Origin of the sequence: Streptomyces sp. NBC_00885, from assembly GCF_045207475.1 — a bacterium.
Taxonomy (GTDB): domain Bacteria; phylum Actinomycetota; class Actinomycetes; order Streptomycetales; family Streptomycetaceae; genus Streptomyces.
Genome location: NZ_CP108796.1, coordinates 4,064,946 through 4,090,263 on the forward strand (window position 1 = coordinate 4,064,946; position 25,318 = coordinate 4,090,263).

General features: G+C 70.9%; 24 protein-coding genes. 12 read left to right on the plus strand and 12 right to left on the minus strand.

Translation table 11 applies throughout. From position 1 onward, the window contains the following. Positions 1-75 precede the first annotated feature (75 nt). From OHA61_RS18375 to OHA61_RS18385, 3 genes are all read right to left on the minus strand, one after another. A complete protein-coding gene (locus tag OHA61_RS18375) occupies positions 76-453 on the minus strand; it encodes a hypothetical protein (protein ID WP_324990682.1) in 378 nt (125 codons plus the stop codon). A gap of 147 nt (positions 454-600) precedes the next feature. Further along, complete coding sequence (locus OHA61_RS18380; RefSeq protein WP_406303940.1) at positions 601-816, minus strand: tautomerase family protein; 216 nt, start codon at positions 814-816, stop codon at positions 601-603. A 77-nt stretch (positions 817-893) separates the two neighbouring features. Then, positions 894-1,676 (minus strand): SDR family oxidoreductase, encoded by a 783-nt coding sequence (locus OHA61_RS18385; RefSeq protein ID WP_406303941.1) that lies wholly within the window; start codon positions 1,674-1,676, stop codon positions 894-896. A 224-nt stretch (positions 1,677-1,900) separates the two neighbouring features. Between OHA61_RS18385 and OHA61_RS18390 the strand changes: the two genes are divergently transcribed. Beyond that, positions 1,901-2,335, plus strand: coding sequence for a VOC family protein (locus OHA61_RS18390; protein ID WP_406303942.1), 435 nt, complete (start codon positions 1,901-1,903; stop codon positions 2,333-2,335). A 151-nt stretch (positions 2,336-2,486) separates the two neighbouring features. Here the strand turns inward: OHA61_RS18390 and OHA61_RS18395 are convergent, their stop codons facing one another. Continuing rightward, complete coding sequence (locus tag OHA61_RS18395) at positions 2,487-3,296, minus strand: MBL fold metallo-hydrolase (protein ID WP_406303943.1); 810 nt, start codon at positions 3,294-3,296, stop codon at positions 2,487-2,489. A gap of 17 nt (positions 3,297-3,313) precedes the next feature. Next, positions 3,314-3,598, minus strand: a complete 285-nt coding sequence (locus OHA61_RS18400; protein WP_406303944.1) for a hypothetical protein — start codon at positions 3,596-3,598, stop codon at positions 3,314-3,316. A 127-nt stretch (positions 3,599-3,725) separates the two neighbouring features. Between OHA61_RS18400 and OHA61_RS18405 the strand changes: the two genes are divergently transcribed. From OHA61_RS18405 to OHA61_RS18425, 5 genes are all read left to right on the plus strand, one after another. Then, a complete protein-coding gene (locus OHA61_RS18405; RefSeq protein ID WP_406303945.1) occupies positions 3,726-4,433 on the plus strand; it encodes a TetR/AcrR family transcriptional regulator C-terminal domain-containing protein in 708 nt (235 codons plus the stop codon). Beyond that, on the plus strand, positions 4,414-5,475 hold the full coding sequence (locus tag OHA61_RS18410; RefSeq protein WP_406303946.1) for an endonuclease/exonuclease/phosphatase family protein: 1,062 nt from the start codon (positions 4,414-4,416) through the stop codon (positions 5,473-5,475). Before OHA61_RS18405 ends, OHA61_RS18410 begins: the two co-directional genes overlap by 20 nt. A gap of 93 nt (positions 5,476-5,568) precedes the next feature. Then, positions 5,569-6,513: an NADP-dependent oxidoreductase gene (locus OHA61_RS18415; RefSeq protein WP_406303947.1), complete on the plus strand. Its 945-nt coding sequence runs from the start codon at positions 5,569-5,571 to the stop codon at positions 6,511-6,513. Between the two features lie 11 nt (positions 6,514-6,524). After that, entirely contained in the window at positions 6,525-6,770 is a 246-nt protein-coding gene (locus OHA61_RS18420; RefSeq protein ID WP_324990664.1) for a DUF2630 family protein, read from the plus strand. Positions 6,771-6,889: 119 nt separating this feature from the next. Further along, positions 6,890-8,887, plus strand: a complete 1,998-nt coding sequence (locus tag OHA61_RS18425) for an FUSC family protein (RefSeq protein WP_406303948.1) — start codon at positions 6,890-6,892, stop codon at positions 8,885-8,887. Positions 8,888-9,327: 440 nt separating this feature from the next. Here OHA61_RS18425 and OHA61_RS18430 read toward each other — a convergent pair whose 3' ends face one another. After that, positions 9,328-9,729 carry an RNA-binding S4 domain-containing protein gene (locus OHA61_RS18430; protein WP_324990660.1) on the minus strand — a complete coding sequence of 134 codons (402 nt, stop codon included), beginning with the start codon at positions 9,727-9,729 and terminating at the stop codon, positions 9,328-9,330. Between the two features lie 244 nt (positions 9,730-9,973). Here OHA61_RS18430 and OHA61_RS18435 point away from each other — a divergent pair, with 244 nt between their 5' ends. Both OHA61_RS18435 and OHA61_RS18440 read left to right on the plus strand, forming a co-directional pair. Then, positions 9,974-11,449 carry an APC family permease gene (locus OHA61_RS18435; protein ID WP_406303949.1) on the plus strand — a complete coding sequence of 492 codons (1,476 nt, stop codon included), beginning with the start codon at positions 9,974-9,976 and terminating at the stop codon, positions 11,447-11,449. Positions 11,450-11,462: 13 nt separating this feature from the next. Beyond that, the gene (locus OHA61_RS18440; RefSeq protein ID WP_406303950.1) at positions 11,463-12,434 is read left to right on the plus strand and encodes a hypothetical protein; all 972 of its coding nucleotides are present in this window, start codon (positions 11,463-11,465) and stop codon (positions 12,432-12,434) included. Between the two features lie 6 nt (positions 12,435-12,440). On the opposite strand, the gene OHA61_RS18445 is transcribed toward OHA61_RS18440, so the two are convergent. Further along, positions 12,441-14,522, minus strand: coding sequence for a PhoX family protein (locus OHA61_RS18445; protein ID WP_406303951.1), 2,082 nt, complete (start codon positions 14,520-14,522; stop codon positions 12,441-12,443). Between the two features lie 279 nt (positions 14,523-14,801). Here OHA61_RS18445 and OHA61_RS18450 point away from each other — a divergent pair, with 279 nt between their 5' ends. Further along, on the plus strand, positions 14,802-16,472 hold the full coding sequence (locus OHA61_RS18450) for a VWA domain-containing protein (RefSeq protein WP_406303952.1): 1,671 nt from the start codon (positions 14,802-14,804) through the stop codon (positions 16,470-16,472). On the opposite strand, the gene OHA61_RS18455 is transcribed toward OHA61_RS18450, so the two are convergent. Next, on the minus strand, positions 16,469-17,563 hold the full coding sequence (locus tag OHA61_RS18455) for a sensor histidine kinase (protein WP_406307392.1): 1,095 nt from the start codon (positions 17,561-17,563) through the stop codon (positions 16,469-16,471). The genes OHA61_RS18450 and OHA61_RS18455 overlap by 4 nt on opposite strands. An 11-nt stretch (positions 17,564-17,574) precedes the next feature. Beyond that, positions 17,575-18,228, minus strand: a complete 654-nt coding sequence (locus OHA61_RS18460; protein WP_324991222.1) for a response regulator transcription factor — start codon at positions 18,226-18,228, stop codon at positions 17,575-17,577. Between the two features lie 155 nt (positions 18,229-18,383). Between OHA61_RS18460 and metG the strand changes: the two genes are divergently transcribed. After that, on the plus strand, positions 18,384-20,000 hold the full coding sequence (metG, locus tag OHA61_RS18465) for a methionine--tRNA ligase (protein ID WP_406303953.1): 1,617 nt from the start codon (positions 18,384-18,386) through the stop codon (positions 19,998-20,000). A 95-nt stretch (positions 20,001-20,095) separates the two neighbouring features. Here metG and OHA61_RS18470 read toward each other — a convergent pair whose 3' ends face one another. Continuing rightward, entirely contained in the window at positions 20,096-20,866 is a 771-nt protein-coding gene (locus OHA61_RS18470) for a L,D-transpeptidase family protein (RefSeq protein WP_361902273.1), read from the minus strand. Between the two features lie 406 nt (positions 20,867-21,272). On the opposite strand from OHA61_RS18470, the gene OHA61_RS18475 reads away from it, so the two are divergent. After that, positions 21,273-21,464 (plus strand): hypothetical protein, encoded by a 192-nt coding sequence (locus OHA61_RS18475; protein ID WP_266480263.1) that lies wholly within the window; start codon positions 21,273-21,275, stop codon positions 21,462-21,464. Beyond that, positions 21,461-22,195, plus strand: a complete 735-nt coding sequence (locus tag OHA61_RS18480) for a DUF2637 domain-containing protein (RefSeq protein ID WP_324991205.1) — start codon at positions 21,461-21,463, stop codon at positions 22,193-22,195. Before OHA61_RS18475 ends, OHA61_RS18480 begins: the two co-directional genes overlap by 4 nt. Before the next feature lie 115 nt (positions 22,196-22,310). On the opposite strand, the gene aspS is transcribed toward OHA61_RS18480, so the two are convergent. Both aspS and OHA61_RS18490 read right to left on the minus strand, forming a co-directional pair. After that, positions 22,311-24,083 (minus strand): aspartate--tRNA ligase, encoded by a 1,773-nt coding sequence (aspS, locus tag OHA61_RS18485; RefSeq protein WP_406303954.1) that lies wholly within the window; start codon positions 24,081-24,083, stop codon positions 22,311-22,313. A 118-nt stretch (positions 24,084-24,201) separates the two neighbouring features. Continuing rightward, on the minus strand, positions 24,202-25,248 hold the full coding sequence (locus OHA61_RS18490) for an AI-2E family transporter (RefSeq protein ID WP_406303955.1): 1,047 nt from the start codon (positions 25,246-25,248) through the stop codon (positions 24,202-24,204). Positions 25,249-25,318: the final 70 nt, after the last annotated feature.

Consider the following 25,318-nt stretch of genomic DNA (forward strand, 5'->3'; position numbering starts at 1 on the left):
GCGGCCGCCGGATCGGGTCCGGCGGCCGCGCGCCACATGGAGAACCGCAGGTCAGAGCCCCTGCAGGGGCACCGTCTAGTCCTCTCTCATATAGAAGAGGTAGAAGGAGACGGCCAGCATCACCGCGCCGAAGATGGCCCCTATCCCGACGGAACTCAGCACGCTCTCCCCGGTCAGGCTGTACAGGAAGCCAATGGCCACGCCGCACAGCGCCCCGTACGCCCCGGCGCGCAGCTCACGCGGCAGCAGATGCTGGGTCCGGCCCAGAACGAACGCCAGCGCCGCGAGAATCACGCCGGCGACGAAGGCGTAAAGGACATCGCCCCAGGTGACGTCACCCCAGGCGTGGCGGATGAACAGCACGTAGGTGCCGTAGGCGAGGCCCAGACTGACGGGCATCGCCCAGCCGAGAGAACCGTGGTGCCGTGCGGGCACCGCTGCGTGTGCGGCCATGGCGGAGAGCTCCTTCCCTCTCGTTCCCCCGCGTCCTCCTTTCAGGGCACACCCGCGCCCACCGCCTGGCAAGTCCGGCGACAGGCTCGGCCGACGGACGAGCGAGGGGTGTCGGGCCGCGCTTGGTCGAGCGGGCCGGTGCGGTCGTCAGTCCTCCGGGCTCTGCTGGAGCATGGCGAGGGTCAGGACGCTGCCGCCGATGCCCCAGCCGCCGTCGGTGACCTCCTCGACCAGGACCATGGTGTTGGCGCGCGCCCGCTCGCCGTAGATCTCGACGTACAGCTCGGTGGTACGGGTGACGATCTCCTCCTTCTGCTTCTCGTCGAGGGTGCCGGCGGGGACCTTGAAATTCGCGAACGGCATGGTTGTTCTCTCTCTATCGGGGGTTACAGGGAGCTGCCTGCGGTGAGCAGGTTGTCCGTGGACGGCGCCGGGGCGGGTCAGATGATGCCGCCGTTGGCGCGGATGACCTGGCCGTTGACCCAGTGGCCGGCGGGGGAGGCGAGGAAGGCGACGACCTCGGCGATGTCGGCGGGGGTGCCGAGCCGCTCCAGCGGGGGCTGGGCGGCGAGGCGGGCGATGGTCTCCTCGTCCTTGCCCTCGAAGAAGAGCTCGGTGGCGGTGGGGCCGGGGGCGACGGCGTTCACGGTGATGTCCCGGCCGCGCAGCTCGCGGGCGAGGATCAGCGTGAGGGCCTCCACAGCGCCCTTGCTGGCGCTGTAGGGACCGTATTTGGGGAAGGCCAGGCCCACCACCGACGTGGAGAAGGTGATGACGGCCCCTCCCTCGCGGACCGTGCGGGCGGCCTGCTGGGCGACGACGAACGTCCCGCGGATGTTGGTGCGGTGCACCGCGTCCAGCTCGGCCAGATCCAGCTCGGCGATGGAGGACAGGTACGCCCGGCCGGCGGCGTGGACGACGATGTCGACGCCGCCGTACTCGGACTCGGCGGTGGCGAACAGCGCGGCCACGGCGTGCTCGTCGGCGACGTCGGCCTGGACGGCGACCGCCCGGCCACCGGCCGCGGTGACGTCCTTGACGGCCGCCTCGGCCAGGTCACGGTTGCCCGCGAACCCGACGACGACGGCGAATCCGTCGGCGGCCAGCCGGCTCACCGCCTCGCGGCCGATACCGCGCGAGCCACCGGTGACGACGGCGACACGGACGTGGTCGGTGCCCTGACCGGCACCGGTGCTGCTCTCCAGGGACGTTTGGGGAGACATGGGGACTCCTGCATGGGGTGGGACGGCTACGAGGTGTGCGGATCGTGGGCGTGGGCTGCGGCGTCGCCGCCGTGGCGCCGCGCGGTGCCCTCAACGATCCGTTTGTGTTCCGACCCCAGCCAGGGCTGTGTCCACCCTGGGGTTGCCAACCCCGGTCTCAGACGCACGGCGGGGCCGTGAGCATGGCCGACCGGCTTGCAGAATCCCCCTGCTATCGTGCGCCGATGTCATCGATCAAGCAGTTCCAAGTCACCTTCGACTGCGCAGAACCTGAGCGCGTCGCTCGCTTTTGGTGCGAGGTGTTGGGGTACGTCGTACCGCCGCCCCCGGAGGGGTTTGCCACGTGGGACGAATTCGATCGCTCTCTGCCGCCCGAGCGCCAGGGCTCAGCATTCGCCTGCAGTGATCCCTCGGGCGTGGGCCCGCGACTGTACTTCCAGCGCGTCCCAGAAGGGAGGGTCGTCAAGAATCGGCTCCATCTTGACGTGCGAGTCGGCACTGGGCTCGTGGGTGAAGAGCGCCTCGCCACGCTCGAAGCCGAGTGCGCACGACTGGTCGCGCTCGGCGCGACACGGGTGCAACTGCTGCTTGCCGATGACCACAACGAGTCCTGCATCGCGATGCAGGACATCGAGGGCAACGAGTTCTGTCTCGACTGAGCATCCTCCGAGACGGCAAGGTGGGAACCGGCCCTCCAGGGGTAGCGGCCCGCCCGCGAGACCTACCGGACCGGACACTGAGAATGGGGCACGCATGGCCCCAAGCCTCTTCTGCCAGTGCGGATGCGCCCGTTGCGCGCGCCCCGGACCGTCACCTCACGTGGCCGAAACTCTCCGTGCTCAGCGTCGCGAACTCCTGCGCATCGTGCGAGGAGAAGATCCGGATCAGCCTCGGGTCCGCCCTGCGCAACTCCCTCAGGCGTTCCAGCTGCGTCAGGCGCTGGCCGTGGTTCTCCGCCACCAGACGCTGGTGCAGCGCCAGCGGGCGGGGGCAGCGCGGCCTGCGCAGGTCCATCTCGCCGTGGAAGAAGTACGCGTCGCCCGCGTGCAGCAGCCAGCGGTCCGGCTGCTGCACCGCCACCGCGCAGTGGCCCCGCGTGTGCCCCGGCAGCGGGACCATCAGGACGTCCGGGAAGCGCAGGACACGGGACGCCGCGAACCCGTGCCAGTTGGAGTCCGCCGTGTCGTGGACGGTCCAGTGCGGGCCGTGGATCCACTGCGCGGTGACGTAGCGGCCGGCGTCGCGGCGCGTGTCGCGGCGCATCGCCGCGCGGTACTCGTCGGCCATCACATGCACTCGCGCGTCGGGGAAGTCCGCGAGACCGCCCGCGTGGTCGAGGTCGAGATGCGTGAGCACGATGTCCTGCACGTCGCGCGGGTCGTATCCGAGCGCCCGTATCTGGTGGTACGCCGTGTGCGCCATGGCCAGTTCGGGCCGCACGGTCCGCCGGAAGAACGTGCCGAGCCGCCGCGGGTCGGCGACATCCGCCGTGCCGAGGCCCGTGTCGACGAGGACAAGGCTGCTGCCGGTCTCCACGAGCAGGCAGTGGGCGACCAGCGGGGCGCCGCCGACCGGATGCATCGGGGCGCAGTCGAGATGGTGGACGGTGGGCACAGACATGCGTGCGCGCCTCCGGCTTACGCGGGGAGTTGGAGGGACGGCACGAGGCCGAGCCGGGCGGGGACGGTCGCGGGGCCGAAGTGGACGCGCTCGCAGACCAGTTCATCGCGTCGGCCGGGCAAGGCCGAGCGGGTCGCCTCGTAGGAACCGGCCGCCGCCTCCGTGGGCCCGTCGAAGACCTGACCCCTGGCGACGATCTCGTACCGGGGGTGACCGAAGGTCATCCGGGTGTCGTCGTACGCGTGCCGGTTGCCGCTCGCCATGTGCGCGAGAACGAATGCCTCGCGCGCTTCCTTGCTCATCTTCCGGGCCCTCCAGGCCAGTCCATTCCGTACTTACGCCGTAAGTACGGGACCGAGAGAAGCACTTACGCTGTAAGTCGTCAAGGAGTAGGGCACGAGTCCGCGAAACCCACCCAGGAGCCCCCCGATGTCTGACGGAAGATCCCGTCAACACCCCACGGAGCGCAGCACATCCGCCCCTGGCGATGAGCGGGAACCCCGCGAGCCGCTGTCGCGCGAGCGGATCGTCGAGGCCGCGCTGAGGATCATCGACGACGAGGGTGTGGACGCGCTCTCCATGCGCCGGATCGCCACCACCCTCGGTGTCCAGGCCATGTCGCTCTACAACCATGTCGACAGCAAGGCTGACGTCCTCGACGGAGTCACCGAGTTCATCACCCATGACATGCAGCTCTCCCGCCGCTCCGGCGGCGGCTGGGAGGACGGCATCCGTTCGGTCGCGCACGCGTTCCGGCAGGCGTCCCTGCGCCACCCGCGCGCCTGCGAGCTCGTCCTCACCCGCCAGCTGTCCTCCCCCAGTGCACTCCCCACCATCAACTGCTCCCTCGCCGTCCTGCTCGACCACGGCTTCGACGAGGCCGACGCCGTGCACGCCCTGCGGCTGCTCATCGCCTTCCAAGTCGGCTCCCTGCTCCGGGAGTTCCATTCGCCCTCGGTGAAGGGGGAGGACGAGTCGGCGGTACGGGAGCGCACGGAGCAGCTCGCGAATTCGGGCTTCCCGGCGGTGGCGAAACTCGCGCCGAAGCTCGCGGTGATCGATCACGATGCGGAGTTCACCTTCGGGGTGGAGCTGCTGATCGACGCCCTGCGCCCGTATGCTCCGAAGGAGGACTGACCATCCCGCGGCTCGGAGGCCGGTTGTGAACAGCGCCATCCCGGCGGCGGCCCCGGACGCGGCGGACGCGCCCTTGGCCCCCTCGGACGGACGGCGCGCCGGTGCCTGGCTCGCGGGCCTGCTGCTCCTCGCTCCCAGCGTGGTCGTGGGCTGCCGCGTCGCGGACACCGACGGGATCACGCCCGTCCCCCAGCTGCTCGCCTTCCTGCCCTGGCTGCTGCTGCCCGCGGGAGCCGGGCTGCTGCTCGCCCTGCTCGCGCGCTGGCGCACCGGCATGATCTGGGCGGCTGCCGTACTCGCCGTCACGGGGTGGTTCGTCAGGCCGTACGACACCGGGCTGACCGACGATCCGCCGGGGCGTGTCGTCGCCCGCGTCACGGTGCTCACATCGAACATCAAGTTCGGGAACGCCACCGAGGGGCTGCTGGCCGCCATCCGCCGTGAGAAGCCCGACCTGGTCTTCGTCGAGGAATGCTCGCGCACCTGCTTGGACGCGCTCGCATCCCGGGTCTCGCGGACCGACTACCCGTACCGCAATGTGGTCGAGGGCGACTCGGCCTCCGGATCGGCGATCCTCAGCAAGTATCCGCTGCGCGCGGCGCCGGGGATCGACGGCGAGCTCGCGATGCCCGGCTCGGTCGCCGTCGTCGCCGGGCACCCGGTGAATGTGCAGCTCGCGCACCCCCTGCCGCCCATGCCCGGCATCGTCGGCGACTGGCGCCGCGAACTCGGCCGGGTGCGTTCGTACGCGAGCGGGGTGAAGGGCGAGGCGACGCTGGTGGCGGGCGACTTCAACGCCACCCAGGACCACGCCGCCTTCCGCCACATCCTCGACGCCGGTCAGCTGCGCGACAGCGCCACCCTCGTGGGCGCGGACCGCACCCCTTCCTGGCCCGCCGCGGTCCCCCGCCCGCTGGGCGCGCAGATCGACCATGTGCTTGTCAGCGAGGACTTCTCAGTCCGCTCGGCACGCTTCCTGGACCTGGCGGACACCGATCACCGCGCGCTGCTCGTCGGGCTCGAACTGCACGACGTGCGCTGAGTGCGTGCCCGCGTAAGAGTGGGGTCGTGGAAGTGTCGGTGAGACGCGGGGGCCGTCCGTCAGCGGGGGGCCGTTCGTCAGGAGGCGTTGCGGATGCGCGCTGTCGCGGTCAGGGCGTTCAAGGCCGAGGCCGAGCTGATCCAGGTGCCCAAGCCGGAGCCCGGCGAGGGCGAGGTGCTGGTGAAGATCGCGTACGCGGCTCTGAACCCCTTCGACTGGAAAGCCGCCGACGGAGCGCTCGCCGGCCGGGTCCCGCATGTCTTCCCGCTGGTCATCGGCTCGGACTTCGCCGGCAGGGTGGATGTGGTCGGCCCCGGCGACAGCCGCTTCCGGGTGGGTGACGCGGTCTTCGGCCAGGCGACCAGGCCGCCGGTCGGCACCGGTACGTACGCCGAGTACGTGGTCATGCCGCAGGACGCGGCCATCTCCTTCGTCCCCGACGGCCTCCCGCTGAAAACGGCGGCCGTGCTCCCCACAGCCGGGATGACCGCCGCGCAGGTGCTGGACGCGGCGAGGGTGGGCGCCGGGCAGTCCCTGCTGCTCATCGGCGCCGCGGGCGGCGTCGGCACGTTCCTGACCCAACTCGCCGCGGCCCGTGGCGTCCAGGTCCTGGCGGCCGTACGCGGCGACGAGCACGGCCGGATGTCCGCGCTCGGCGCGGCGGCGACCATCGACAGCACCTCCCGCGATCTTCCGGCCGCGGTACGGGAAGCCTGCCCGGACGGCGTCGATGCGCTGGTCGACCTGGTGTCGGCCGACGCGTCCTCCTTCGCGGCCAACGCCGCCCTCGTGCACGCCGGCGGCCGCGCGCTGACCACCCGCGGCGTGGCGGGCGAAGCCCGGCTTCCGGCCGGCGTCGAGGGCATCGACTTCCAGCAGCACCCCTCCGCCGCCCTGCTGGACACCCTGGCCGCGGCCGCCGCCGACGGCTCACTGACGGCGCCCGTGGACGCCGAACTCCCCCTGGAGAGGGCGCCGGACGCGCTCGCGCAGTCCCGTGCGGGCGGGGCACGCGGCAAGACGGTCTTCGTACTCTGAGAGCAGGAGCCATGGACAACGACCAGATACTCGGCAGCATCAGCGAACTCGTCGCCGAGGAACGCGCCCTGCGGGCGCGCACGTCCGAGGAGCACGGCCTCGACTCCGGCCAGCAGGCGCGGCTGCGCGACCTCGAGGTCCAGCTCGACCAGTGCTGGGACCTGCTGCGCCGGCGCCGCGCCAAGGCGGAGTTCGGGGAGGACCCGGACACGGCGAGGGTGCAGCCCGCCGACGAGGTGGAGGGCTACCTGGGCTGACCGCCCGCCTTCCCTCAGGGGAGCAGCGCAGGGGAGTTGCGCAGGGGAGTTGCGCAGGGGAGTTGCGCAGGGGAGTTGCGCAGGGGAGTTGCGCAGGCCGCCCACTTCGAGGTCTTTTGATGACCATGGGTGAAGACAAGGGCGGGACTTCCACGGGATCCTCCGGATCAGCGGCGCCGACGGGGCGCCTGTCCCCACCCGAGTGGCTGCTCAAGAGCCTGCTGCCGCAGTCGGCGCCCGTGCCCTGGGCCGCCGTCACCCGTGCCTCCGTCGCGCTCGCCGCGCCGCTCGCCGTCGGGCTCGCGATCGGGCAGCCCATGTACGGCGCGCTGGTGTCGATGGGCGCCCTGTCGGGCGTCATCGGCGACACCGCCGACGCGTACCGGATGCGGATCTTCAATATCGCCGTACCGCAGCTCTTCGGTGCGGTCGGCGTCACGCTCGGCACGCTCGTCTACGGACAGGGCTGGCTCGCGGTCGCCGCGCTGACCTTCGTCGCGCTGGTCTCCGGAATGATCTCGTCGATCGGCGCGGTGGCCTCCGTGTCCGGGCTGCTGCTCCTGCTCAACGCGGTGGTGGGCGCGGGGCTGCCGATGCCGGGGCCCTGGTGGAAGGCCCCGGTGCTGCTCACGCTCGGCGGTCTGTTCGTCCTCGTACTGTCGCTGCTGGCCTGGCCGTTGCGCGGACGCATGCCGGAGCGGACGGCGGTCGCCGCCACGTACCGCTCGGTGGCCGATCTCCTCGATGCGGCGGGCACGGCGGAATACGACGAGAAACGCCAGGCCGTCACCGAGTCCCTCAACACCTCCTACGACCTGATCCTCGCCCGGCGGGCCCGCGACCACGGGCGGAGCAGCCCGCTCGTACGGCTGCTCGCGCAGCTCAACGTGCTGATCCCGCTCGTCGAAGCGGCGGCAGCGGCGCACTTGTACGGGCGGGCCTCGCGGCAGCCCGAAATCGCCGCGGCCGTACGGGACTTGGCGGACGCGGTCGACCAGGGCCGGGGCGAGGCGCCCCGGCTGGAGCTGCCCGAGCCGGAAGGCCCCGCCGACCGCGCCGTCGAAGCCGCGCTGCGGCACGCCGCGGTCGTCGTCCACGAGGCGGACCCCGACCCCTACAACGTCGACGACCGGCTCGGCAGGCCCGCGGCCCTGCGCATCCGCGCCCGCCGCACGGCCCGCGACCTCCTGTTCTCCGAGCCGTCCTGGCGCTACGGCCTGCGGCTCGCCCTGTGCATCGGCCTCGCCCAGGCCCTGGTCTCGCTGGTGCCCGTGCCGCGCTCGTACTGGGTCGCCCTCACCGTCACCTTCGTACTCAAACCGGACTTCGGCTCGGTCTTCTCCCGCGCCGTCCTGCGCGCGCTCGGCACCGCGGGGGGTCTGGTCGTCGCGGCGGCCGTGCTCTCCCAAGTGCCGCGCGGCTGGTGGGACGTGCCGGTCATGATGGTCCTCGCGGCGCTCGTCCCGGCCTTCTCCGCGAAGGGCTACGCCTTCCAGACGGCGGCCATCACCCCCGTCATCCTGCTGCTCTCCGACTTCCTCAACCACCAGGGCTTCGACCTGGTCCTCCCGCGCCTGGTCGACAGCCTCATAGGCTGCGCGATCGCGCTCGTCGCGGGTTATCTGCTCTGGCCCGAAAGCTGGCACACCCGCATCGGCGACCGGCTCGCGGCGGCGGTGGAGGACACGGCGGGGTACGTGGCGTACGCCTTCGGGTCCGAGTCGGCGGCGGACCAGGCGGAACGGGTGCGCCGCCGCCGGCGGATCTACCGCGACCTGTCCTCCGTCCGCACGGAATTCCAGCGCGCCCTGACGGAACCACCGCCGACGGGGGCGCGGGCGGCGGCCTGGTGGCCGCTGGTCGTCGCCGTCGAACGCATCGTGGACGCGACGACGGCGGCGCGGGTGCGCGTGAACCACGGGGCGGAGCCGCCGGCGCGGGCGGAGGTGGCGGAGATCGAGCAGCAGCTGCGGGAGCTGGCGGAGGGCGTGCGGGCGAGTGAGGTGCTGGTGGAGGTCGAGGCGGAGCTGGAGGGGGGCGAGGAGGGGGTGCTGGGGGCGCTGCGGCAGGAGGTGAAGGCGGCGAGGGCGATCGCGTCGCCGGGGGGTTCGGGGTGACGGGGCCCCCTTCGCGGCCCCTCCTCAGGCCGAGGGGCTGATGCGCGGGGGTTCGCCCGCGAAACCCACCACCGGGCAGCAACCACCAACGCCCCCTGGCCCACGGCACCCACGAACCCGGCACAAGCCCCGTCGGGCTCGACTCCTCGGCGTCGGCGGCGATGAGGCGTTCGTAAGGGCACCCGGCGTTGGCCGCCAATCGCCTGTGGGGACGACCCTGCACGGCCCCTCCCCACCGGAACGGTAGGCCCGGGTCCACCGGTCGGCGCGAAGCTGCCGCAAGGGGTGTGGGGCGTCAGCCCCCACCAACCCTCTGGGGTCCGGGGCGGAGCCCCGGTTCGGGAAGGGGCGGGGAGGGGAAAAGGCCCCGCGCAGCGGCCCACCCGCACCCCCCACGGCACCGTGCCCCCCGACCGCCCAGAGCCGCACCCGCCCAAACGTCAGCGCACCGCGCCGCCCCCACCCCCCTGCAGGCGTTCCATCTCTCGCCGGTCCCTCTTCGTCGGGCGCCCCGCGCCCCTGTCCCGGATCGCCACCGGAGCCACGAATTCCCTCGGCGGGGGCGGCGGGCTGTTGTCCACGTAGCACTGGACCGCCACCGGCGGGCCCACCCTCTTGCGGACGGTCTTCGAGACGACCACCACCCGCTCCCGCCCGGCGTGGAAGACCCGCACCTCGTCCCCCGAGCGCACCGCATGCGCGGGCTTGACCCGGTCGCCGTTCACCCGGACATGTCCGGCCCGGCAGGCCGAGGCGGCCTGCGAGCGGGTCTTTGTGAGGCGGACCGACCAGATCCAGGTGTCGACCCGTACCGTTCCCTCGTCCGAAACGTCTGCAGTCATATACCGACTGTACGAGTCCGCCCGCGCCACCCGCACCGGCAATGACCTCCGGCGCCCACCGCGCCGGCCCCCACCCCCTCACCCCAGCGCACGCATCCGACTACGATGCGCACGTTCTCCCTTCACGGAGGCCTTCTCGCGGGCCTTCACTCTGCAGCGGGCATTCGTTTCTGACGTGCCGACACATGTCGTGTGACACAAGCACATCCGGCACCAGGCATCACCAGGGCATTCGGAGAGTCCCATGCGCACCCACTCCGGCAGAGGGCTTCAGCCCAATGTCCTCGGCACCTTCGACACGATCGTGATGGCCGTCGCGGGCAGTGCCCCCGCCTACTCGATCGCGGCCACCACCGCCGTACTCGTCGCCTCCGTCGGTCTCGCGGGACCCGCCGCGCTGCTCTACTGCGCGATACCCATGCTCGGCATCGTCCTTGCCTTCGGCAGGCTCGGCAGGATCGACGTCAACGCGGGCGCCAGCTACTCCTGGGTGGGCCGGACCGTCCACCCCTTCCTCGGCTTTCTGTCCGGCTGGGCCCTCGTCGTGTCCGCGACGATCTTCATGGTCGCCGGATCGCTGCCCGCCGGTGCCATGACCCTCGCGCTCTTCGACCCGGACCTCGCCCAGAACACCGCGCTCGCGACGGCCACCGGCGCCGCCTGGTTCCTGGCGATGCTGCTCGTCGTCGCCGGCGGAGCGCGGCTGACCGTGCGCGCGCAGCTGCTGATGTCCGGCGTGGAGCTGGCGATCCTGCTGTTCTTCGTCGTGGCCGCGCTGCTGCACAACGGCTACGCCGCCGCCTTCGACTGGTCCTGGCTGGGCTTCTCGCACTTCGACGGACCGGCGGGCTTCGCCTCCGGCGCGCTCGTCGCCGCCTTCTACTACTGGGGCTGGGACGTCACCAGCAATCTCAGCGAGGAGACCCGCGACAGCCGCCGCACGGCCGGACTCGCCTCGCTCGTCGGTCTCGGTGTCGTCTTCCTTCTCTTCGAGGCGTTCACCATCGCCGTGAACATGATCCTGACCAGCGAGGACATCCGGGCGGGCGGCGCCAATGTGCTGGGCGCGCTCGGGGACGCGATCTGGCCGGGCGTCGGCGGCAAACTGCTGGTCGTGGCGGTGCTGCTGTCCACCGTCGCCACCCTGGAGACCACCCTGATCCAGGTGACGCGCTCGCTGTTCGCGATGGGCCGCGACCGTACGATGCCCGCCGCGCTCGGCACCGTGCACCGTCGCTGGAACACCCCCTGGGTCGCGGTCGCCGTCGTCGGGGCGGTGGCGCTCGCGATGTTCGTCGCCTCCACCGCGCTCGGCTCGGTCGGCGACGTGCTCTCCGCCGCGGTCTCCGCGATCGGCCTGCAGATCGCGTTCTACTACGGCCTCGCCGGCATCGCCGCCGTCGTCGCGTACCGCAAGACCCTGCTCACCTCCGTACGGGACTTCGTCCTCGGCGGAGCGTGGCCGCTGCTCGGGGCGCTGTTCATGCTCTGGATTCTCATCGAGGCACTGAGCAGGCTGAGCGCGGCCTCGATCGCGATCGGCATCGGCGGTCTCGTCGCCGGTCTCGTGCCGCTGATCCACTACTGGCGGCAGGGGAGTTCGTACTACCGACCCGCCAGACTGGACGCGACGCGGGCCATCGCCGCCGAGGAGCGGTACGCCAACTCCGCCTCGCAGCACACCGACTACGCCGACCAGGCGCTGGCGACGGACTTCTGAGGGAGTGCCGAGAATGGCCTCGCACCGCCGACGTGACGGTTTCGTCCCGGACTTCGATCCCGCTTTCGGCGATCGGCCGCTCGCCGACGCCGTGCACGACATCGTGATCGGCCGCTGGCAGGGCGTACGGGATCTGCTGCGTGCCACCGGCGCCGACTGGCCGCTGCGCACCCACCGGCTGCGGCTCCTCGCGCACGCGGCCGCCGGCTCCTCCGCGGTGGAGGCCTGGCGGGCGGCGGAGCCCGGAAGCCCGGACGCGGAGGTGCTGCGGGCCGCGACCGAGGTCGTACGCGTCTTCCACCAGGCGATCGAGTCCGGCCGCAGGGCCGCGCTGGACCAGGAGCGGCTCGATGCGACGGTGCTGGCCTGCCTGCGCGCGGCCGACGCCGAGCGGGACGACCCGATGCCGTGGGTGTCGCTGCTGACGGTGGCCCGGCTGTACGAGACGGGCGTGTCGCGGCGCGAACTGCGCGGCTGGTGGGACGAGTTGCGGCGGCGCGACCCGCACAACATCGAGGGCCATGTGCAGCTGCTGCGCTACCACTCGGCGCGCTGGCACGGCACCCACGGCCGGATGTACGACTTCGCCCGCGACGCGGCGGGCGCGGCGCCGCCCGGGTCGCCGCTGCCGGTACTGGTGCAGATCGCCCGGGTGGAGGAGTACCGCCATGTCACCGAGGGCGCGACGGGTCCCGCGCCGGTACGGGACTTCGGCCGGCACTGGCACCACGAGCTGGCGGTGACCGAGGTACGGCGCACCTGGGACCGCTGGATCGGCGGCCGCGGGCGGGGCCCGGCGGCTCCGGAGGAGGTGGGCGAGCTCAACTATCTGGCGCACGCGGCCTGTTACGCGGGCCTGGCCGACGAGGCCCGGCAGCTGTTCGGGCTGCTCGGGCGGCAAGCGGCGCGGGTCCCGTGGTCGTACACGGGACCCGCGTCGGAGGAATTCCTGAGGTGGCGCGCACAGGTGCGCGCCACCTCGTGACAGGCGTCAGACGCCGATGTCGCAGCCGTCCTTGCGCCAGACGGCGACGACCGCCGGGCGGACGATCTTGCCCGGTCCGTCCGGCCAGACGCTCGCGGGCTTCTCGACGGACGCGCCGTCGATCTCACCCGGGTGCTGGACCGCGACGAGCACCCGGCGGTCCTGGACGAGCGGACCGCAGGTCTCGGCACCGGCCGGAACCGTCAGGAACTGCTTGAGCTCACCGCGGCGCTCGCCCTTGGTCGCCACGCCGAACAGGCCGTCGTGCGAGCCGAGCTGGTTGCCGTCCGTCGAGATCCACAGGTTGCCGTGCGGGTCGAAGGCGACATTGTCCGGGCAGGAGATGGGGCTGACCTTGTCCTTCGGGAAGCCCGCGAAGTACGTGGCCGGGTCGTTCGGGTCTCCCGCGACCAGGAAGAGCCGCCAGGCGAAGCCGTCGGACGTCGGGTCGTCCCAGTGCTCGGCGAGCTCCAGGATCTGGCCGTGCTTGTTGAGGTTGCGCGGGTTGGCCTCGTCCGCGCCGGCCTTGCCGGCCTTGCCGCGGTCGGTGTTGTTCGTCAGGACGACGTAGACGCGGCCGCTGCGCGGGCTCGGCTCGATGTCCTCCGGGCGGTCCATCTTGGTGGCGCCCACCTTGTCGCCGGCGAGGCGGGTGAAGACGAACACCTCCTCGGCACTCATGCCGGCGACGTGCGAGACGTTGCCGTCGGTGCCCGCCGTGGCCAGCGGAATCCACTGGCCGGAACCGTCGAACTCGCCGTCGCTCGGCAGCTTCCCGGTGCCGTCGATCTCGGCCGCCGGGGAGTCGCCGGTCAGCTTGGCGACGTACAGCGTGCCCTCGTCGAGGAGCGTCAGGTTGTGCTCACGGGCGGCACGCGTGCTGCCCTTCTTCATCCGCTTGCTCGACACGAACTTGTAGAAGTAGTCGAAGCGCTCGTCGTCGCCCATGTAGATGACCGGGCGGCCGTCGTCGGTCAGCCGCGGCTGCGCACCCTCGTGCTTGAAGCGGCCGAGCGCGGTGCGCTTGCGGGGCGTGGAGTCCGGGTTGTACGGGTCGAGCTCGACGACCCAGCCGAAGCGGTGCGACTCGTTGGGCTCCTGCGCCACGTCGAAGCGCTTGTCGAAACGCTCCCACTTGCGCTCGGTGGCGGCCGCGCCGATGCCGTAGCGCTTGTCGGTCGCGCTGGAGCCGTTGGCGAAGTACTGGTTGAAGTTCTCCTCGCCGTGGAGCGTGGTGCCCCACGGGGTGGTGCCGCCCGAGCAGTTGTTGAGCGTGCCGAGCACCTTGGTGCCCGTCGGGTCGGCGGACGTCTTCACCAGGGCGCTGCCCGCGGCGGGGCCGGTGAGCTTGAACTCGCTCGTCGCCGTCAGACGGCGGTTGAGCTGGTGACGGGTGACCGCGTTGAGCTTGCCCGTCCGGCGCTCCTCCTCGACCACGACGACGCCGAGGCCGTGCGCGGCCCAGGCGATCTCGACCTGCTCGCGGGTGGGGTTGGCCGGGTCGTACCCCTTGAACATCAGGATTTCGTCGGTGTACTCGTGGTTGGCCACGAGCACCTGACGGCCGCGCTCACCGTAGAGGGGGAGCAGCGAGAGGAAGTCGTTGTTGTAACCGAACTGGCCGGCCTGCGCCGCGGCGGTCTGCTTGTCGGCGTCGAACGCGGGGGCGCCGCGGAGGATCGGCTCGCCCCAGCGGATGACGACGTTCTGCGAGTAGCCGTCGGGGACGGTGACCTTGTCGTCCTTGTTCGGCGCGACGGCGGCGAAGCGGAGACCGCGGGCGCCATCCGTCCTGCCGTGGCTGTCGCCGAGACGGTCGGCGGCACCGACGGGTGCGGCGGAGGCCTGCTCACCACCGGCGCCGATGACGGTCGCGGCACCGGTGGCAGCGGCGACGGTCACGACGGCGGCGGCGCGGACCATCGAACGCCGCGACAGCGCGGTGGCTATGACATCGCCGACGTACTCGTTGTCACTGGTGTTCGGTACCTCATGGAAACAGGCGTCGCCGCAGCGAAAGCGGCAGGTGAGAGCGGAACGTCCGCCCCCGTGGGCGTTCGTGTTCAACAGCGGCAGCAGCTTGCGCACTTCGTCCTCCTCCGGCGCACCCGCGCCGACATGGTGTCGGAATATGTTCCGCCGCGACGTTAGGGGTAAACGTGCTCAATGTGGCAGCCGGGAAGTGAACGGCGAATGAATGCGGCCCGGCTGAGGCGGGGTTGACATGTGCGTGCGCTTGAGGGCCGCCCCTGCCGGAGATCGCCACGGGCGGCGGCTAACCTTACGTGTCCGCCGTGGTCAGGATGCGGAGCGTTCCGGCCACATGCGGACATTCTCCGCACTCAACTCATGCGAAAGGCCTCGCCCATGGGCATTCGGAGCTTGCTGCGCAAGGTGTTCGGACGCGAGCGTTCGGAGCGAGACGAGTCGACGGCAGCCTCCGTCCCGCCCCAGACCGAGCGTTCGCAGCCGCCGACCGCGACGGTCCCGTCGCCGTCCCCGGCGGAAAGGGCGGCGGCGGACCTGGTCTCGGCGGCGTTCGACAACCCGACCCCGAAGGTCCCGGCCCAGGCGGCCGGCGACCCGGCCAAGCCGCGGCCTGCGGCGCCGGTTACGGAATCGGCGACCCCGGACGCGGAGGTGACCCCTGCGGAGCCCGAGGCCGCGCAGCCTGCGGCGCCGGTTACCGAATCGGCGACCCCGGACGCAGAGGTGACGCCTGCGGAGCCCGAGGCTGCTCCGGCGGAGCTGGTCGCCCAGGCGGAGGGTGCTCCTGCCGAAGCTGGGCCGGAGGCCGCTCCGGCGGAGCCGGTTGCGGTGACCGAGCCGGTCGCCGAGGCCGAAACGGCCACAGAGCCCGAGGCAGAAGCCGAGCCCGAGCCGGTCGCCGAGGCGGAGGCTGCTCCCGCGGAGCCGGTTGCGGTGACCGAGACGCAGGCCGACGCCGATGACGTCACCCCGGCCCAGGACGAAGCGTCCGTACCCGTCACCGCGGCCGAAACCGCTACGGCGGAGCCGCAGAACGAGGCACCGGCCGACAAGGCCGACAACGCTCCCGCGGCCCCCGACGCCGAAGTTTCTCCGGCGGAGCCGGTTGCCATCGCCGAGCCGGTCGCCGCGGCCGAAACGGCCACAGAGCCCGAGGCAGAGACAGACGCCGAGCCCGAGCCGGTCGCCGTGTCGGCTGCGACCGATACCGAAGTCGCTCCGGCGGAGCCGGTTGCGATCGCCGAGCCGCAGGCCGACGCCGAAGGTGCGGCCACTGCCGAGAGCGACGAGCCCGTCACCGCCGCCGCGACCGAGGTCGCCCAGGCGGTCCCCGCCGACGAGCCGGTCGCCGCGGCAGAGCCCGCTGAGCCCACCACCCCGCCGGCCGCCCAGGCCCCCGCGCACACCCTCGCCCAGGTCAAGGCCCTCGCGCCCCAGCTCGTCGACCACTACAAGGCCGCCGGTGCCGCGCTCAAGAAGCAGCAGCTCACCGGGGTTCGCGCACGGGTGTATCTCGTGCTCGACCGGTCCGGGTCCATGCGGCCGTTCTACAAGGACGGTTCCGCCCAGCACCTCGGCGAGCAGGCCCTCGCCCTCGCCGCGCACGTCGACGAGAACGCGACCGTCAACGTCGTCTTCTTCTCCACCGAGATCGACGGCACCGGTGAGCTGACCCTCGCCGAGCACCAGGGCCGCGTCGACGAGCTCCACAACTCCCTGGGCCGGATGGGCCGTACGAACTACCACCTCGCCGTCGAGGAGGTCCTCGCCCTGCACGCCAAGGCCGACTCCACCCTGCCCGCGCTGGTGATCTTCCAGACCGACGGCGCGCCCGAGTCGAAGACCGCGGCCACCGCCGCGCTGTCGGAGGCGGCCGACAAGCCCGTCTTCTGGCAGTTCGTCGCGTTCGGCGAGCACGACGCGAAGGCTTTCGACTACCTCCGCAAGCTGAGCGCTGGCAACGCCGGGTTCTTCCACGCCGGGCCCGCACCCCGCGAGCTCCCGGACGCGGAGCTGTTCAGCGGTGTTCTGGAGGCCTGGCGCCCCTAAGGCACCACCGGCAGCGACACGGTGACGGCGAGCCCGCCCGCAGGGCCGGGCTCGGCCGTCACCGTGCCGCTGTGGGCCTCGGCGATCGAGCGGACGATCGACAGGCCGAGCCCCGCCCCGGGACCCATCCGGTCCCGCCCCTCGCCCCGCCGGAAGGGCTCGAACAGCGCCGGGATGTCCGCCGCCGCCACCACCGGCCCCGTGTTCGTCACGGTCAGCAGCCCGGACTCGACTCCGATGTCGACCGTCCCGTCCGGCACGTTGTACGCCACCGCGTTGGCCACCAGGTTCCCGACCAGCTGCGCCAGCAGCAGCCGGTTTCCGCGCACGACCCCTCCGGACACGGTCGCCGCCGCCTTCACCTCGTGGCGCGCCGCCTCCTGCGCCACGAGCTCGCCCAGGTCGACGTCCTCCCGCTCGGCCAGCCCCCGCTCGCTCCTGGCGAGCACGAGCAGACCCTCGATGAGCCGCTCGCTGCGCCGGTTGTTGTCGAGCAACACCCGCTTCACAGCGGCCAGTTCGTCCGGCGAACAGTCCGCGTCCAGCCCCACCTGGATCGCCGTACGCTGCGTCGCCAGCGGCGTACGCAACTCGTGCGAGGCGTTAGCGATGAACCGGCGCTGGCTGTCGAAAGCCTTCTCCAGCCGCGCCAGCAGCGCGTCCAGCGTGTCGCCGAGCTCCTTCAGCTCGTCGTCGGGACCGCTCGCCGCGATCCTCTCGTGCAGCGTCCGCTCCGACAGCCGCCGCGCCTTCGCCGTCATCGCGTGTACGGGCCGCAGCACCCGCCCCGCCGTCCACCAGCCCACCGCGACCGCGCACAGTGCGGTCCCCAGCAGGGCGAATACCGACCAGATCAGCATCTGCTGCCCCGCCGCGTCCCGGACGCTGTCGGTCAGCTGAACGACCGTGACGCCGTGCACGTCCTCCACCGGCAGCGCGGAAACGACACGCGCCCTGATCGCGGCGACCTCGGTCTCCGTACCGGCGCGGGAGAGCAGATTGACGATGCCAAGCAGCACCGCGCCGAGCACCAGGAAGACCCCGCCGTAGACAAGCGCGATCCTCGTCCGGATCGTCGAACCCGGGCCCATGCGGTGACGGTTCACAGGACGTACCCCACACCCTGCACCGTACGGATCAGCGCCGGTTCCCCCAGTTTGCCGCGCAGCTTGCTCATACAGACCCGCACCGCGCCCGTGAACGGATCCGTGTGCGCGTCCCAGGCCCGCTCCAGCAGCTCCTCCGCCGAGACCGTCGCCCCGTCCGCCTCCAGCAGGATCTGCAGGACGGAGAACTCCTTCGGTGACAGATCGAGATCCCGCCCGTCCCGCTCGGCCGTGCGCCGCACGGTGTCGACCCGTACCCCGTGCCGCTCCAGCAGCGGCGGCACCGGCCGGGCGCTGCGCCGCCGCAGCGCCCGAACCCGGGAGACCAGCTCGGGGAACTCGAAGGGCTTGCCCAGATAGTCGTCAGCCCCCAGGTCGAGGCCCTCGACCCGGTCCTCCATGGACGAGGAGGCGGTCAGCATCAGGATCCGGGTGCGGGACGCGGAGGCGACCAGCTCGCGCGCCACCTCGTCGCCGTGGACGCGCGGCAGATCGCGGTCGAGGACGACGACGTCGTAGTCGTGCAGCCCGAGATACGCGAGCGCGGCGTCCCCGCTGTAGACGGTGTCGACGGCGAATCCGGCCCGCCGCAGCCCCGTGGCGACCAGCTCGGCCAGGATTTCCTCGTCCTCGGCGACCAGTACCCGCATCGTGTCGTCCCCCAGCTCCCCCAGATCCCCTGGCTCCCCTTGCACCGCCCCTCCTCCCAGGATGCGCCCTTCCTAGGGGAGGGGATGTTTCGCAGACCTCTCCGCGCCGCTTATCGAGGTGAGTGGACCTACCGCGGGCCGTTAGGATTTCGACCATGGCGGCCACTGGATCCGAGAAGCAGGGGGCGAAGGCGTACTACGTCTCGACCCCCATTTACTACGTCAACGACGCTCCTCACCTGGGCCACGCCTACACGACCGTCGCAGGCGACGTGCTCACACGCTGGCACCGTCAGCGTGGCGAGAAGGTGTGGTACCTCACCGGCACGGACGAGCACGGTCAGAAGATCATGCGCACTGCCGAGGCGAACAACGTCACGCCCCAGGAGTGGTGCGACAAGCTCGTCGAGGAGGCGTGGAAGCCCCTCTGGGAGCATCTGAACATCGCGAACGACGACTTCATCCGTACGACGGAGAAGCGGCACACGGACCGTGTGGCGGAGTTCGTTCAGGACCTGTACGACAAGGACGAGATCTACAAGGGCGGGTACGAAGGCCCGTACTGCGTGGGCTGCGAGGAGTACAAACTCCCCGGTGACCTGCTGGACGGCGAAGGCGAGTTCGCCGGGCAGAAGCTCTGCCCGATCCACAAGAAGCCGGTGGAGATCCTCAAGGAGGAGAACTACTTCTTCAAGCTCAGCGAGTACGGATCGAAGCTGCTGGAGTTCTACGAGGCCAACCCCGGCTTCATCCAGCCCGAGTCCGCCCGCAACGAGGTCGTGAACTTCGTCAAGCAGGGCCTGCAGGACCTGTCGATCTCGCGCTCGACCTTCGACTGGGGCATCCCGGTGCCCTGGGACGAGAAGCACGTGATCTACGTGTGGATCGACGCGCTGCTCAACTACGCGACGGCCGTCGGCTACAACGAGAACCCGGCGAAGTTCGAGGAGACCTTCCCGGCGAACGTGCACCTGATCGGCAAGGACATCCTGCGCTTCCACGCGATCATCTGGCCGGCGATGCTGATGGCGCAGGGTCTGCCGGTGCCCGGCAAGGTCGCGTGCAACGGCTGGCTGATGGTCGGCGGCGAGAAGATGTCGAAGTCGAACCTGACCGGCATCAAGCCGCAGGACCTGACCTCGCACTTCGGCGTGGACGCGTACCGCTGGTACTTCCTGCGCGCGATCTCGTTCGGCCAGGACGGCTCGTTCTCCTGGGAGGACTTCACCGCGCGGTACACCAGTGAGCTCGCAAACGACTATGGCAACCTCGCGTCCCGTGTCGCTGCGATGGTCGGCAAGTACTTCGGCGGCGCGCTGCCGGAGGCGACTGCGTTCGGCGAGGCGGAGAAGGCGGTCCAGGAGGGTCTGGCCAGGGCGGTCACCGAGGCCGACCGGAAGATCGGCGAGGAGCTGGACTTCCAGGGCGGCATCCTGGCGGTCTTCGACTTCGTGAAGCAGGTCAACGGCTACATCACGGAGCAGGAGCCGTGGAAGGTCGCCAAGGACGACTCGCCCCAGGGCCAGGCCCGTCTCGCGACGATCCTGTACACGGCGGCCGAGTCCCTGCGCGCCGTCGCGGTGCTCCTCAACCCGGTCATGCCCGAGACCTCGCAGGCCCTGTGGGACTCGCTGGGCGCCGAGGCCCCGCTGGGTGCCCTCGCGGACCAGCGGATCCAGGACGCGGGCGAGTGGGGCAGGCTCCCGGCGGGTGCCACGGTGACGAAGGGCGCGGTGCTGTTCCCGCGCCTGGAGGACCCGAAGAAGGACTAGTGCCTTGGTGAAGGGGCCCGGGACCTGCACAGGTCCCGGGCCCTTTCGCTTGCGTACGGGGCGGCTCGGCCTCAGCGGCTCAAAGGCTCAGCGGCTCATCGCCTCAGCGCCGCCGCGTCGCCCATCACGACCACCGGCCGCTTCGCCGGGTCCAGCCACACCAGCAGCTCCTTCATCCGGTCCAGCTTCAGCGCCACGCAGCCCTGGGTCGGCCCGCCGTGGTCGACGTGGATCCAGATCCCGCCGCCCTTCTCGTCGCCGAGCGGCCGGGTCCAGTCCAGCGGGGTGGTACCCGGCTCTCGGTTGTAGTTGATGGCCACCACATGGTCGAAGGAGCCTCTCAGCGGCTCGCCCTCGAAGCCGGTGCCGGGCGCGTCGAAGGCCGCTTCCTGGTCGTAGGGGAGCCTGGTGCCCGGGTCGGGCAGCTTGCCGCCCGCGTCGGTGAGGCCGAAGACCCCGATCGGCGAGCGGTGGTCGGCGGCCTCGTGGTCGTCGGTCCAGCCGCGCAGGCCGTTGTGCGCCGGCCAGGGATCGGAGACTGCTTTCCAGCCCAGGCCGGGGATGCGCTCGTAGAGGGTGGCGGCGGACTGGTTGGAGTCGGGTCCCTGGCCGACCACCACGACCGCCTGCTGGGTCGCCTTGGAGATCTTGGCGCGGGTCAGCGGCCCGAGAAAGGGGATCTCCTGCGACCGGACCATCTGCATCTGGGGGCCGAGGTGCCCGGCAGCACCCGGCAGGGCGGCGGTCCCCGCGGATCTCCGCGCGGCCCCGGGTGCCGCCTCGCCGCCGGCGCCCGCGCAGCCGGTGAGCAGCAGACCTGCGACGGCCAGCGCGACCGCCGGGAACAGTCCTGTGCGGAGGGACATGTGCGGGCCTTTCGGTTCGAGAGCCTGAAGGTGCTGCTGCTCCTGGGTCGGGGTTCGGGGCGACGTCGGTCCCGGCGACATCAAATCGGATGTATGCGATCATTCGTTGCATTTCAGAAGGAGAATGCGCGAGGCGTCGCCAAGGACACAGAACCGGAGGCGCGGAAAACGCACGAGGATCACAATGGTGCGGCGCGGCGACGCCGCCGATCGGCGCGGCGCACCCCTCAAAGCCGTGACTGCCGCCCGTCTCCCTACCCAGGGTGAGGAGCGCATCGCCGGACCGCAACTTCCCGTAGGTATAACGCATCGACAATTGAACTGAAGAAGCGTTAAACGCATGATTATTCGGACATTGTCTTCAAGCTGGGCGTATCCAACGAATTTCTTCATCGTTGGGAGGGGCATGGCGACGATGAGCCCGCAGAACACAGCGGTGGCAGAGTTTTACGAGGAGCGGGATCCGGGCTTCGCGCGCGCGTCCGGATACGCGGACTGCTCAGATCTGCTCGACGACCTCTTTGGCGCCCTGGAGCAGATCCAGGCAGATTTCACCCGGCGTTTCGGCGCCGCCCCGGCGCCGATGAGGCGGGCATGAGCGGATATTGGCCCCGTCCCGACGACGGGTTGGGCACGGCTCCGTATCACTATCAGTTTCCGTCGGACGCCCTCGGCGCGGACGTACTCGACCCCACCATCCCCGACGGCCTGGACGTCCATCCGGACACCCACTGGGACTTCGAGAGCGATCTCACCCAGCTTCTCAAGGCCGCGGCCCCCGACCCCGTCGCACCCACCGTGCCGTCCGTCCCGCCCCTCCCCCGCAGGCGTGGTGCCCGTCGGCGTCCGAGTTTGCTGGTGCGCTGCGTCCGCCGGATCCGGGCGCCGCGGGTGAAGGTGCTGAGCCTGATCATTGCGGCACTGACCGCGGCCATCGTCGGCATGCTTAGCGTGCTCAGCGGGCTGATCGCCTACGATCCGCTGCGCCGCATGGCGTCCCCCGAAGCCCACGGGCTTGCCGGATGGTGGCCGCTGCTGGTCTACGGGCCGTGGCTGGTGGCGTCGTTGTCGATCCTGCGGGCCGCGCTGCACGACCGCCGCGCCGCACACTCCTGGGCCGTGGTGGTGCTCTTCTCCGCCGTCGCGATGTGTCTGTGCGTCGCCCACGCGCCGAGGTCGCCGATCCCGATGGCGGTGGCCGCGCTTCCGCCCGTGACCGCCCTGCTCTCCTTCCAGCAGCTGGTCCACCAGATCCTGCTCACCAGCCCCTGCCGACGCGCCTCCCGCCAGCGGCACGGGGGGCACGCCGCCCCCTGCTGCTCGGACTGAAGCCCACAGAGCCCCGGAACCTGCGGTTCCGGGGCTCTGTGGGTGCGGGCTGTGCGTTCCTGTGAACGCGCGAGGGGCCCCGAACCTTCCGGTCGGGGCCCCTCGCGCGTATCTGCTACTTGTCCTTGTCGGCGACCGGCTTGCGCAGCGCGATGTTCAGCTCGCGCAGCCGCGCCTCCTCAAGCTCGGTCGGCGCGCCCATCATCAGGTCCTGCGCGTTGCCGTTGAGCGGGAAGGCGATCGTCTCGCGGATGTTCGGCTCGTCGGCCAGCAGCATCACGATGCGGTCGACACCCGGGGCGATGCCGCCGTGCGGCGGGGCGCCGAACTGGAAGGCACGGAGCATGCCGGAGAACTCGTGCTCGACGGTCTCCTTGGAGTAGCCCGCGATCTCGAAGGCCTTGAACATGATCTCGGGCTCGTGGTTCCGGATCGCGCCGGAGGACAGCTCGACGCCGTTGCAGACGATGTCGTACTGCCAGCCCAGGATGTCCAGCGGGTCCTGGGTCTGCAGGGCCTCGAGGCCGCCCTGCGGCATCGAGAAGGGGTTGTGCGAGAAGTCGATCCTGCCGGTCTCCTCGTCCTTCTCGTACATCGGGAAGTCGACGATCCAGCAGAACCGGAAGACGCCCTCCTCGAAGTGACCGGCACGCTTGGCGGCCTCGACCCGGACCGCGCCCATGATCTTGGAGACCTCGTCGAAGTCGCCGGCGCCGAAGAAGATCGCGTGGCCGGGCGCGAGCGAGAGACGCTCGGTGAGGACCTTGACGTTCTCCTCGGTGAGGAACTTGGCGATCGGGCCGGTCAGCGAACCGTCCTCGCCGACGCGCACCCAGGCAAGGCCCTTCGCGCCGTGCTCGACGGCGAAGTCGCCGAGGCCGTCGAAGAACTTCCGCGGCTGCGAGGCGGTGTCCGGCACCGGCAGCGCGCGCACGTGCTTGCCCGCGAAGGCCTTGAACTCGGAGCCCTCGAAGACGTCCGTGATGTCGACGAGCTCCAGCTGGGCGCGCAGGTCCGGCTTGTCGTTGCCGTACTTGAGCATCGACTCGCGGAAGGGGATGCGGGGGAACGGCGAGGTGACGTGCCGGCCGTTTCCGAACTCCTCGAAGAGTTCGGTCATCAGGTTCTCGATCGGCTGGAAGACGTCCTCCTGCTCGACGAAGCTCATCTCGACGTCGAGCTGGTAGAACTCGCCCGGCGAACGGTCGGCGCGGGCGTCCTCGTCACGGAAGCAGGGCGCGATCTGGAAGTAGCGGTCGAAGCCCGAGATCATCAGCAGCTGCTTGAACTGCTGCGGCGCCTGCGGCAGCGCGTAGAACTTGCCGGGGTTCAGCCGGGAGGGCACCACGAAGTCGCGCGCGCCCTCGGGGGACGTCGCGGTCAGGATCGGGGTGGCCATCTCGTTGAAACCGAGCGCCGTCATCTTGTGCCGGATCGCGGAGATCACGGCCGTGCGCAGCATGATGTTGCGGTGCATGCGCTCGCGGCGCAGGTCGAGGAAGCGGTACTCCAGGCGGCGCTCCTCACCCACTCCGTCGTCGGTGTTGATCTGGAACGGCAGCTGCTGCGAGGCGCCCAGCAGCTCGACCTCGGCAACCTCGACCTCGATCTCGCCGGTGGGCAGCTCGGGGTTGATGTTCTCGGCGCCGCGCGAGACGACCTGTCCGTCGACGCGGACGACCGACTCCTTGTTGACCTTGTCGAGGGCCTCATAGGCGGCGGTGCCGGGGCGGGCGACGAGCTGCGTGATGCCGTAGTGGTCGCGCAGATCGATGAAGAGGATGCCGCCCAGGTCTCGGCGATTGTGCAGCCAGCCGCTCAGCCGGACGTCGGCGGAGACGTCAGAGGCGCGGAGCTCGCCGCAGGTGTGGGACCTGTACCGATGCATCGTCGTTCATCCAGTCTTAGCAATTTGAGAGGGGGTGGGCCCGTCAAGGTTACCGCCCGGCCCCCGTCCGGCTCATTGACATACGCATGCCACCGCTCGGCGCGCTGCGGCAGGCGCTCTACGCATCGTCCGCGCCGGCGGAATAGCGGGTGCGCAGCTCGCCGATCACGCCGAACGCGGCAGCGGTCAGCGGTACGGAGACCAGCATCCCGAGAATCCCGGCGACCCATGCCCCCGCGGTGATCGCCACCATCACGACGGCCGGGTGCATCTGGACCGTACGGCTCTGGATCACGGGCTGGAGCACATGCCCCTCCAGCACCTGCACGGCGATCACCACCCCCAGCGCCCACAGGGCGATCACGAACCCGCGGTCGGCGAGCGCGACAAGGACGGCCACCGTGCCGGAGAGGAAGGCGCCGAGGTAGGGGATGTACGCCGTGACGAAGACGAGCGCGCCCAGACCCACCGCTCCGGGGACGCGAAGGATCAGCAGCCCGACGGTGATGCAGACCGCGTCGATGAGCGCGATCAATGTCGTCCCGCGCATGAAGCCCTCGACGGCCCCGAAGGCCCGCCGCCCCATGGCCTCGGCGGCATCGCCCGTCGAGCCCGGGGCGAGGGACCGCAGCAGACCGGCCGCCTTGTGGGAGTCCCGCAGAAAGAAAAACATGAGCAGCAGCGCGAGCACGGAGGCGGCGATCACCTGCCCCACCACGCTCAGGCCGCTGATCACCCCGGACGCGGCCGTCCCCCCGAACTTGCCGAGCAGTTCCTTCGAGTTCTTGGCGAGATCGTCGAGCGAGGTCCCGGCGGCCCCGAAGCGCTCGGCGAGATCCCGGCCGGCCCGCCGCAGGGAGTCGACGATCTGGTCGCCGCTGTCGATCAGCGCGCTGACGACGATGTAGGTGGCCCCACCGATGACGACGACGACCGCCACACAGGTCAGCGCCGCGGCGACGGACCGGTTCACCTTCATCCTCACCAGCCGCCGGTGCAGCGGCCCGAGGAGGGCGGTCCCGAGCAGTGCGAGCAGCACGGGCGTGACGGCGGTCTTGAGTTCCACGACCAGCCATACGCCGACGGCGGCGACCCCGGCCACAAGGAGCGCGACCACGCACCAGGCGGCAAGCCGCCGCACGGGCTCGGGAAGAAGGGTCTGCACGCTCCCACGTGACCACAGCGCGCACACCCCGTCCCGCCCACCGGGGCCAGGAGGGTGACACCCCATCAGA